Origin of the sequence: Nocardia sp. NPDC060220 (genome assembly GCF_042727815.1) — a bacterium.
Lineage (GTDB): Bacteria > Actinomycetota > Actinomycetes > Mycobacteriales > Mycobacteriaceae > Nocardia.
Window position 1 is genome coordinate 1 of sequence record NZ_JBHWZY010001088.1, and the last position, 1,981, is coordinate 1,981.

Here is a 1,981-nt window from a genome sequence, read left to right on the forward strand (position 1 = left end):
CGAAAACCGGAGTGCGGAACGGCGGGTTGTCGCCCCACCAGCCCTGCCAGTCGTAGTTCTCCCACGGTCCACGCTGTGGGCCGAACTTGTTGCGGCCCATGATTTCCGCGCCGATGTTGAAGGCGTAGTCGCGGGTGATGTAGTCGTCGAGGCCGTAGGTACCACCGGGTTCGGTCCGATTGGGCCAGTGCGCGGTGGCGCCGGCCCAAAACATGAGGTCAGAGGGTTCGGCGTGACCGAAGGGGCGATCCAGACTCTGCCCCTCCCCCGCGCCGTACCCGTCGCTGGAAATGCTGAAGTTCTGAACGCGGACCATCTGAGCCATCGAGGTGCCCTTTCTGATTGCAATGTGCAAGCAGTGACGAACGTATCCTAGACTGATCCTATGTCGCAACCAGTTGCCCAGGAGAAGTTGCCGGTGCCGCCGGGCAAGTCGGGCTGCCCGATCAACCTCACGGTCGAGCTCCTCGGCGACCGATGGAGCCTGATCATCCTGCGCGACATCATGTTCGGCGGGCATACGCATTTCCGGGAACTACTCACCGGGTCCATCGAGGGCATCGCCTCGAACATCCTGGCCGCACGGCTCGCCAAACTCGTCGGCGCAGGTCTGCTCACGCGCGACGACGACCCCAGTCACCGGCAGAAGGTCGAATACCACCTCACCGAGGCCGCGATTCAGCTCGTTCCGGTGCTGGCCGCACTGGGCGCGTGGGGCGCGCGATGGTTGCACACGGCGCCGGAGCTGACGGTGCGCGCGGAGTTACTCGCCGCGGGCGGGCCCCCGATGTGGGAGCGCTTCATGGATGAACTGCGCGCCACCCATCTGCGTGGCGCGCCGCTTCCCGACGACGGGGTGCTCGCAGAACTCACCGCCGCCTACCTCGCGGCGGCCGGCGAGTAGGCGTCAGCGGGCCGCTTGGCGGCCGACTTCGTTCAGGTGGGTCATCGCCTGGCGGTACGACTCGAACAAGCCGGTCTCGCAGTAGGGAACATCGATCTCGGCACAGAACTGGGCGACCATCGGCTGGGCACGGCGCAGGTTGGCGCGCGGCATCGACGGGAACAGGTGGTGCTCGATCTGGTAGTTCAGCCCACCCATCGCGGTGTCGACGAGGAAGCTGCCGCGCACATTGCGCGAGGTGAGCACCTGGCGACGCAGGAAGTCGGTGTTGTCGCCGTCCGGCAGAACTTCCATGCCCTTGTGGTTGGGCGCGAAGGTGGAACCCATGTACAGACCGAACAGACCCTGCTGAACGGCGATGAACACCAACGCCTTACCCGGCGACAGCACCAGGAACGCGGCCGAGAGCAAGCCGATGAAGTGCGCAGCCAGTAGCGCGCCCTCCCAGATACGGTTCGGGATCGGCCAGCGGAACACCGCGACGATGCTCTTCCAGTGCAGGCTGCCACCTTCCAGGAGCAGCAGCGGGAAGAACAGCCACGCCTGGTAGCGGAAAATGAACCGCCGCCAACCTGTTCCGGCCCGCGCACGATCACCGGAGAACGCGAGCACGCCCATCGCATCCGGGTCCATGCCCTCGGTATTGGGGTGGGCGTGATGCCGGTTGTGGTTGCTGGTCCACCACCCGATGCTCAGCCCGATGGCGAGATTGCCCGCGATCAGCCCGTACAGGTAGTTGGCCCGCCGCCCGGCGAAGATCTGCTTGTGCCCGGCATCGTGGCCGAGGAACGCGATCTGCGAGAACACCGCGGCCAGGAACACCCCCACCGCCAGCGTCCACCACGAGTCACCGATGGCGAAAAATGCCACCCAACCAGCCACGAAGGCGACTGCGGTCAGCGCGCTCTTCCACCCGTAATACCCCACTTGCCGGTCGAGCAGGTCCGCCGCCCGGACGCGACGCAACAGGACCGAGTACTCACTGCCACGCACGGGAACGACATCAGACGCGATAACCACGCCACAAGCATGGCGCATGCAGGCCACGTCCGGGTGAACGGGTTGCAGATCGGCGAC

2 protein-coding genes and 1 pseudogene are annotated in these 1,981 nt (G+C 65.7%); 1 reads left to right on the forward strand and 2 read right to left on the reverse strand.

What is annotated here, in order from left to right; genetic code table 11:
- Positions 1 to 325: pseudogene (locus ACFWF3_RS33920) on the reverse strand (deaminase); the annotation flags it as partial.
- A gap of 60 nt (positions 326 to 385) precedes the next feature.
- Between ACFWF3_RS33920 and ACFWF3_RS33925 the strand changes: the two are divergent.
- Entirely contained in the window at positions 386 to 904 is a 519-nt protein-coding gene (locus ACFWF3_RS33925) for a winged helix-turn-helix transcriptional regulator (protein ID WP_379318078.1), read from the forward strand.
- A 3-nt stretch (positions 905 to 907) separates the two neighbouring features.
- Here the strand turns inward: ACFWF3_RS33925 and ACFWF3_RS33930 are convergent, their stop codons facing one another.
- Positions 908 to 1,942 carry a fatty acid desaturase family protein gene (locus ACFWF3_RS33930; RefSeq protein WP_379318080.1) on the reverse strand — a complete coding sequence of 345 codons (1,035 nt, stop codon included), beginning with the start codon at positions 1,940 to 1,942 and terminating at the stop codon, positions 908 to 910.
- Positions 1,943 to 1,981: the final 39 nt, after the last annotated feature.

Bases quoted from the DNA above. Each gene is read 5' to 3' on its own strand.
- ACFWF3_RS33925 (WP_379318078.1), top strand. From the start codon at position 386: ATGTCGCAACCAGTTGCCCAGGAGAAGTTGCCGGTGCCGCCGGGCAAG.
- ACFWF3_RS33930 (WP_379318080.1), bottom strand. From the start codon at position 1,942: ATGCGCCATGCTTGTGGCGTGGTTATCGCGTCTGATGTCGTTCCCGTG.